The 7,921-nt window shown below is 72.5% G+C and carries 7 protein-coding genes; 2 read left to right on the forward strand and 5 right to left on the reverse strand.

Annotated elements, in window-relative coordinates; translation table 11 throughout:
- Window positions 1-428, forward strand: a 428-nt coding sequence (locus tag ACWDR0_RS34080; protein ID WP_456355711.1) for a S8 family serine peptidase, incomplete at its 5' end; no start/stop codon positions are given.
- Here the strand turns inward: ACWDR0_RS34080 and ACWDR0_RS34085 are convergent.
- From ACWDR0_RS34085 to ACWDR0_RS34105, 5 genes are read right to left on the reverse strand one after another with little or no spacing between them, the layout of a single operon-like run.
- On the reverse strand, window positions 393-1,052 hold the full coding sequence (locus tag ACWDR0_RS34085) for a hypothetical protein (RefSeq protein ID WP_456355712.1): 660 nt from the start codon (window positions 1,050-1,052) through the stop codon (window positions 393-395). The two genes, ACWDR0_RS34080 and ACWDR0_RS34085, sit on opposite strands and share 36 nt — an antisense overlap.
- Complete coding sequence (locus ACWDR0_RS34090) at window positions 1,052-2,665, reverse strand: ATP-binding protein (protein ID WP_456355713.1); 1,614 nt, start codon at window positions 2,663-2,665, stop codon at window positions 1,052-1,054. The genes ACWDR0_RS34085 and ACWDR0_RS34090 overlap by 1 nt, the downstream gene beginning before the upstream one ends.
- Window positions 2,662-3,345: a response regulator gene (locus ACWDR0_RS34095; RefSeq protein WP_456355714.1), complete on the reverse strand. Its 684-nt coding sequence runs from the start codon at window positions 3,343-3,345 to the stop codon at window positions 2,662-2,664. Before ACWDR0_RS34095 ends, ACWDR0_RS34090 begins: the two co-directional genes overlap by 4 nt.
- Before the next feature lie 31 nt (window positions 3,346-3,376).
- Window positions 3,377-5,200 carry a murein biosynthesis integral membrane protein MurJ gene (gene murJ / locus ACWDR0_RS34100; protein WP_456355715.1) on the reverse strand — a complete coding sequence of 608 codons (1,824 nt, stop codon included), beginning with the start codon at window positions 5,198-5,200 and terminating at the stop codon, window positions 3,377-3,379.
- Complete coding sequence (locus ACWDR0_RS34105; protein WP_456355716.1) at window positions 5,125-6,321, reverse strand: lipid II:glycine glycyltransferase FemX; 1,197 nt, start codon at window positions 6,319-6,321, stop codon at window positions 5,125-5,127. The genes murJ and ACWDR0_RS34105 overlap by 76 nt, the downstream gene beginning before the upstream one ends.
- Window positions 6,322-6,741: 420 nt before the next feature.
- Here ACWDR0_RS34105 and ACWDR0_RS34110 point away from each other — a divergent pair.
- A partial coding sequence (locus tag ACWDR0_RS34110; RefSeq protein WP_456355717.1) for an Ig-like domain-containing protein occupies window positions 6,742-7,921 on the forward strand: 1,180 nt, incomplete at its 3' end.

The raw sequence follows: 7,921 nt of genomic DNA on the forward strand, positions 1-7,921 counted from the left end.
GAGTTGATCCGCCGCAGCAAGGACGGATCTCCGCCGGTCAGCCGCCCCACCGTGTGTCCTTCCAGCCCTGGAACGACGGCCGCGACGCCTGCCAGGTCTCACCCGCGAGCGCCCCCCGTACGGTGACCGTCGGCGCCACCGACCACCTGGACGCCGAGACCGACTTCAGCAACTTCGGCCCGTGCCTGTGGCTCTACGCGCCCGGTAAAGCCGTCATGTCGGCCAAGCTGGGCGGCGGCAGCACCGCGCTCGACGGTACGTCGATGGCCAGCCCTCATGTCGCCGGAGTCGCCCTGCTCTACAAGGCCGCCAACCCGGGCGCCGCCCCAGAGCAGATCGCGAACTGGCTGTCGCTCCAGTCCACCAAGGACATCCTGACCGTCAGCAAGACCTCACCCAACCGGCTGCTCTACACCGGCGGACTCTGACTCCTTCCGCCATGCGGTGCCGCCGGTGCCTCCCCTGAGTTCCACCGGCGGCACCGGCGACAGTTCGGGCCGCTTTCCCGACCGGACGAAATCGACATGTGCGTCGCACATGGCAGGAGCGGTATAACCGTCGCTGCCCGCGAGTATCACCTCGGTCCAGCCGCTGGTATCCACGGCGTACGCGGCGGTACAGATCACCTGCCAGACCGCGGTGTCGGAGAGGCCGGCGATCTCGAACGGAATCTTGACCACGATCCGTTTGTCCATCAGCGCTGCCATCAGCTTGTCGTGCTGCACCTCGGGTATCTCGCTGCGCAGTCCCGTGCCGCGCTCCATTGCGGTGGGGCCCGCGGACAGGGCGCGCAGAGCCGCCTCGACCGGTGCGTTGGGCAGGATCAGCCGCTCCTTCGACGGGCGCGCCCGGTAGACCGGGACCAGTGCCTTGTCCTCCGACTCCAGGAAGACCAGCAGCCACTGGTCGCTCCCCGCCCAGGGGATCGTCCCCGGGCCGCCCGACTCGATGGGGTCGGTCGCGGTGATACCGCACCCCGACAACAGAGCGGCGGTCAGCGCCAGAGCCCCCGCCCGCCGCCCGGCCCGCCCCCGCGATCCGGCGGCTCCCATTACTCCGCCTCCCGGGACCGCTCCCGCGGCCCTCCGTCGAGCGGCATCACGACGGTGAAGACGGCGCCCCGGCCGCCGGTCCCGTTCGCCGCGCCGATCGTGCCCCCGTGCAGCCGTACGTTCTCCGCGGTGATCGCCAGGCCCAGCCCGCTGCCCGCCGATCTGGTCCGGGCCGCGTCCGCCTTGAAGAACCGGTCGAAGACCCGCGGCAGGACGGCCGGCGGTATTCCCGGCCCGCCGTCGGCGACCTCCACGACCAGCGACGGCGTACCGTCGTCCGCGGTGTCGCGGCGCAGGGTCACCGTCACCGGGTCCCCGCCGTGCCGCAGTGCGTTGCCCACCAGGTTCGCCGTCACCACATCGAACCGGCGCGGGTCCAGCCGGGCCCGGATCCCGTCCGGGAGCCGGGTGCCGACCTGCCCGGTCCAGTGCCGGTTCGCCAGGGTCCGGCGGATGGCCTCGGCGACGTCGACCTCGTCCGAGTTGAGTTCGGCGGCCCGGGCGTCGAAGCGGGAGATCTCCATCAGATCCTCCACCAGGACGGCCAGCTTCCCCGTCTCGGTGCTGATCAGCCGGACCGCGCGGGCGGTGTCCGGGTCGAGCGCGGCGGCGTCCTCGTCCAGGACCTCCGTGACCGCCAGCATCCCCGCCAGCGGGGTGCGCAGCTCGTGGGAGACGTCGGAGGCGAACCGGCGGGCCCGTTCCTCGGCCTCCCGCAGCTCCGTCACCGAACGCTCCAGCCCGGCCGCCGTCTCGTTGAATGTCCGGGCGAGATCGGACAGCTCGTCCCGCCCCCGGACCGTGATCCGGGCATCGAGCCGTCCGCTGCCCATGCTCAGAGCGGCCCGCCGCAGCTCCCGTACCGGGCGCAGCACACTCCGGGCCGCCAGCAGCGCCGGTACGAGCGCGACCGCCAGACCCGGTACGGCTCCGTTGCGGGCGGCCGTGACGAGCGCTTCGATCTGCATCCGTTCTTCGTCCAGCGCCAGGACGGCGTAGAGCACCAGACCCGAGTCGAGCGTCATACCGGGCTGGGCCTTCAGCAGCACGGGCATGCCGACCGCCAGATACGGCCGGCCGTCCTTGACTACCCGCTGGAACGCGCCGTACGGAAGGCTCTTGACCCGCTTGCGCAGCTCGGGGGTGACCACGGTGGACACCGGGCTGGTGCCCGAGGAGACCCGGACGTTCGTCCCGTACTCGGCGAAGACGTGCCATGGCCGGGGCTTGCCCAGCGCGGCCAGCTCCTGGAGGTACTTCTGGAGCTCGCCGGGCTGCACGGGCAGCAGGGAGGGATGCCGGCCGATATGGTCGCGGAACGAGGCCACGGCGGTGTCCTGCGTCGCGTGCAGCACCGAGTTGCGGGCCTCGCGGTAGGTGAGCGCGGCGGTGGAGCCCGCGGTGACGAGCGCCACGAACAGGAAGGCGAACACCAGCCGGGTCCGCAGCCCGAGCCGGGCCCGGAACCGGCGCCCGCCGGACCGTTCCGCACGCCGGTGTCCCGCGCGCAACCGCCCTGCCCGGTTCCGTACCGCCGCGGATTCCGCCGCGGGCTCCGGGCCGTCCGCCGTCTTCCGGGCGCGCCGCCGCAGCCGTGCCGCGGGACCGCTCACAGCGGGCCGAAGCGGTAGCCGAAGCCCCGCAGCGTCTGGATGTAGCGGGGCGCCCCCGGCAGATCCTCTATCTTGTTGCGGAGCCGCCGTACACACGCGTCCACCAGCCGGGCGTCCCCGTGGAAGCTGTGCTCCCACACATGCTCCAGCAACTGCTGACGGCTGAACACCTGCTCCGGCGCCGCGCTCAGGTGCAGCAGCAGCTTCAGTTCGGACGGTGCCAGCTCCAGCGGACGCCCCGCTTTGGCGACGGTCAGCCCGGCGCGGTCGAGCGTCAGCTCGCCATGGCGTTCGACCGCCGGACGCCCGGCGCCCGGCGCCTCGATCCGCCGCAGCACCGCCCGGATCCGGGCCTCGATCACCTCGGGGCGGGCCGGTTTGACGATGTAGTCGTCGGCGCCCGCCTCCAGCCCGATGACGATGTCGAAATCGTCGCCGCGGGCCGTCAGCATGATGATCGGCAACTGTCCGGCCGCCCGGATCCGGCGGCATACCTCCACCCCGTTGACCCCGGGCAGCATCAGGTCCAGCAGCACCAGATCCGGCCGGAACTCCGGCAGGGCGGCCAGCCCTTCCTCCCCGGTGGCGGCCGTCCCGACCTCGTGGCCGCGCCGCCGCAGCCCCAGCTCCACCCCCTCGCGGACCGACGGATCGTCCTCGATGAGCAGTACGCGTGGCATCACAACTCTCTTTCGGTCCGTCCGGGCGCGGTCAGCCGCGCGCGGGCCGTCTGCGCAGTCGTCGTACGGCGCCGGAGACGGCGGCGTCGAGTTCGGTGAGCCGCAGCGGCCGGGCCAGCGCCACAAAGACCGTGCCGATCACCACGCCGCCGGCGAGGCCCGCGAGGGGCGCCCCGGCCGCGTCCTGCACCAGCCGTGCCGTCGGATACCCGAGGCCCGCGGCCGGTACCGCAGCCACCAGCAGCCGGCCGACCGCCCCGGCGGAGGCCGAGCGCCGCAGCGGCTCCGGACGGCCTCGCCGGGACCGGCGGGAGTGCCGTCCGCGCTGCCCCGGCACCACGGCCGACGGCGTCAGCAGCCTGCGCCGCAGCACCAGCGCGGTCACCACCCAGCCCGCCAGCAGCGCCGCCGAGTACGCACCGGCCAGACCGGTGACCACCCACCGGGCCGGAAGCAGCAGATACGCCACCACCGCGAGCCCCGCGTTCACCGCCACGATCACCAGATTGAGCAGGAACGGCGTCCGGGTGTCGGAGAGTGCGTAGAAGGCCCGGGAGAGCACGTACTGGCCGGAGAAGGCGACCAGCCCCGGGGCGAAGGCCATCAGGATGCCCGCCATCAGCGCCACATCGCCGGGATCGGTCTGCCCGTAGCCGTACACCACGGTCATCACGGGATGAGCCAGCGCCAGCAGGGCACAGGCGGCCGGCACGATCATCGACGCGCTGGTCCGCAGCGCGTAGGAGACATCGCGGCGCACTGCCGCCGGGTCGCCGTCGGCGGCCGCCCGGCTCATCCGCGGCAGCAGCGCGGTGACCAGGGAGACCGTGATGATGCCGTGCGGGACCGCCCAGAGCGTATAGGCGTTGGTGTACGCGCTGAAGCCGGCGCCGCCGTCGATGCCCTGCTCCGCCGCGCGGCGTCCGGCCATCGTCGCCAGCCGGGTCACCACCCAGTAGGCCGCCTGGTTGGAGAGCACCAGCAGCACCAGCCAGCCCGCCGCGCGCAGCGGCCGCGTCAGCCCGCTGCCCCGCCAGTCGAACCGCGGCCGCCAGCGGAAACCCGCCCGGCGCAGCGACGGGGCGAGCGCCAGCGCCTGGAGCGCGATACCGGCCGTGGTGCCCCAGCCCAGCAGGGCCCGCTCCGCGGCGCTGAGCGTGCCGCCGTCGCCGGTCAGCAGGTACAGCCCGAACACGGAGATGACGACGAGGTTGTTGAGGACGGGGGTCCACATCATCGCGCCGAACCGGCCGCGCGCGTTCAGCACCTGCCCGAGCACCGTGAACAGCCCGAGGAAGAAGATCTGCGGCAGGCAGTAACGGGCGAAGGCCACCGTCATCTCCGCCTGCGCGCCGCTGTAGCCCGTGTACACCGCCACGATCTGCGGGGCGGCGGCGACCGCGGCGCCCGTGATCACCAGCAGGGCGACGGCGCACACCGTCAGCAGCCGCTGGGTGTACGCGATGCCGCCGTCCGCGTGCTCCTTGGCGGCCCGGACCAGCTCCGGTACGAAGACCGCGTTCAGCGCCCCGCCGACCAGCAGCATATAGAGGATCATCGGTACGGCGTTGGCCACCGCGTAACCGTCGGCGGTCAGCCCGATGCCCAGCGCCGCGGCGACAACCGCCGAGCGCACGAAGCCGGTGGCCCGGGAAACCATCGACCCGGCCGCCATCAGGGCCCCGCTGCGCGCCACCGACGGGGCCTTCGGCTCCCCCTTACCGTCCTGCTGCCCGCCCGCCGGATCCGGTGGCGCGGGCGCGGCGGCGGGCGCCGGGCTCACCGGCGCGCCAGATATGCCTGGAACGCCCGGTACAGCGTCTGGTTGGCGGCCCCGCCCAGCGGTTTCTCCCATTCCCCCAGCGTTTCCACGACCTGCCCCCCGGTGCCGAGCTTCCAGCGCAGAAGCCCGTAGGAACGGTCCGAGGGGTCGAGTGTGGAGGGTACCCCGCGCATGTCGTACACCTGTGCGCCGGATGCATGGGCGTCCATCAGCATCCGCCACTGGAGGGCGTTGGAGGGGCGGACCTCGCGGCGGTGGTCGGCGGAGGCGCCCGTCTGGTACCAGACCCGCCGTCCGACGGTCACCAGGGTGTGCGCCGCGAGGATTTCGCCCCGGTGGCGGGCCAGATAGAGCTTCATCCGGCCCGGCTCCTCGGCGTTCAGCGCCGCGTACTGGCGCTGGTAGTACGCCAGGGCCCGGCCCAGCCGGAAGCCGTCGCGCCGCTCGGTCACCCCCAGCAGTTCGAAGAAGTGGGGCAGCTCGGCAGCGCTGCCGACGACCACCTCCACCCCCTCCCGGCGGGCCCGCCGCACATTGCGCCGCCACTCCTGGTTCAGCCCGTCCCAGACCTCCTCCGGCGAACGCCCGGCCAGCGGCACCCGGAAGACATGGCGGGGCTGGGCGTCGCCGTCCTCGGCCCCTCCGCAGCGGCGCCAGCCCCGGGCGCGCAGCCGCTCCGCCACCGCCGTACCCAGCGGGTCGACCTCGCAGTCGAGTACGTCGGCGAGCTTCCGCCCGGCCCCGGCACCTGCCTTCAGGGCCGGGCCGCTCCAGGTCCGGTACGCGGGCGAAGGACCGATGCGTACGGCGAAGACCCCCGCCCCGCGCAGATGTTCCAGCAGCGGGTCGAGCCAGGAGTCCGGCTCCGGGTCCGACCAGTCCGCGACCGGCCCCTCAGGCAGATAGGCGAAGGAGCGGCGGGTCCCGGGCAGCTGCCGCAGCAGCACCAGGGCGACCCCGGTCAGCCCCGCGGCGCCCGCCGACGGATCCGGCCCCCAGCCCAGCAGCAGGGAGCGCCACCCCTCCTTCACCTCGGCCCAGGAGGGGCACTGGAGAAAGGCGGCACCCAGCGCCGCACCGCGCCCGGAGGCGAGGAACGCCCGGTAGACCGCCGCGTCCACGGGAGCGAGCCGGGTGCGCGGGTTTCCGGAGTCCTGCAGTCCGCCCCGGCCTGTCACAAGAAGCGCTGACACAGTGTGAGCCGCCTTCCGCTGGTCGTCCTGGGCCCCGCCCACCGGCGGGACGCGAAGGATGCTCACAGCGGTCCATGACCGCACCGCGCGAGGAATGTGACGGAACGATGACCGTTCTTCATCAGTGCTCGTTACATCGGGCCCAGGTCGTTCACCTGGTGCTTTTCGGCGTTAGAGTCAGGGATGTCCCCCTGGAACGCTTGAGCGGTGGACGGGTGTTGCGGCCGTACCTGCCGCCGGCCCGCCCCGCACGCGCCACCGGGGCGGACGACACCGACATCCGCCGAACCCCGGATTCGCCCGCTCCGCCGGCCCCGCGCCGGTGGTCATGAATCCCCGCTCCCCACGGAGGACCCGTTGCGCCCGATATCCGCGCGCCCTGTTCGTCACCAGGCAACGCGTCTCGCGGTGGCGGCCGCCGTGCTCGCCCCTCTCGCACTGACCGGCTGCTCCTCCGACGGATCGGGTTCGGGCGGTGACGGCAAGTCGGGCTCCGCCAAGGCCGCGGACAAGCCGGCGACGGTATCGGTCACCCCCAGCGGAGAAGGGGTGAAGGCCGGCCAGCCCATCAAGGTCACCGCCCAGGGCGGCAAGCTGACCTCCGTACAGGTCAGCGACGGCAAGGGCGGCTCCGTCACCGGAAAGCTGTCGGCCGGCGACACCGTCTGGACGTCGGACCGCAAGGCGGGCGCCGATGTCTCCTACCAGGTCACCGCGGCCACCAAGACCGACGGCGGCACCACGGGCAGCGCCAAGGCGTCCTTCAGCACCGCCAAGGCCGAGAAGAAGAACCTCGTCACCTTCTGGCCCCTGAAGAACTCCACGGTCGGCATCGGCCAGCCGATCTCCCTCGTCTTCGACTACCCGGTCGCCGACCGGGCCGAGGTGGAGAAGGCCCTCAAGGTCACCACCTCCAACAACACCGAGGGCTCCTGGGGCTGGCTGAAGCACTACGACGGCAAGGACCGCATCGACTGGCGGCCCAAGGCGTACTGGAAGCCCGGCACCCAGGTCACCCTGGACGCCCCGCTCAACGGCATCGCCACCTCCGAAACCCGGATGTTCGCCCGCGACTACGCGATGAAGTTCACCATCGGCGCCGCGGAGGTCGTCAAGGTCGACCTGAACAAGAAGAAGCTCGTCCTGGAGCGCAACGGCAGCCCCGTCCGTACGATCCCGGTCTCCGGCGGCACCCCCGGCGGCGAGAAGCGGTCCTGGGGCGGAACAACGGTGCTCATCTCCAAGGAGGGCACCATCAACATGAACTCCGAGACCGTCGGCCTGGGCGACGCCTACAACAAGATGGTCGACTACTCGATGCGGCTGACCTGGTCGGGCATGTACGCCCACGCCGCGCCCTGGAACGGCGCGTACTTCGGCCGCGCCAACAAGAGCTCCGGCTGCATCGGCATGAGCACCGCCGAGGCCGCGTCCTTCTACAAGAGCGTCTCGGTCGGCACGCCCTTCGAGACCACGGGCCGCGACACCAAGGGCATCCCGGTCCACTCGGGCAGAACGGCCGCGCCACCCAGGTCAGCGCCGGCGCCATCACCCCGGGCAAGGCCTTCGGGGACGACCGCACCTGGCCCGCGGAGGCACC

The organism is Streptomyces sp. NPDC003691 (genome assembly GCF_053981115.1).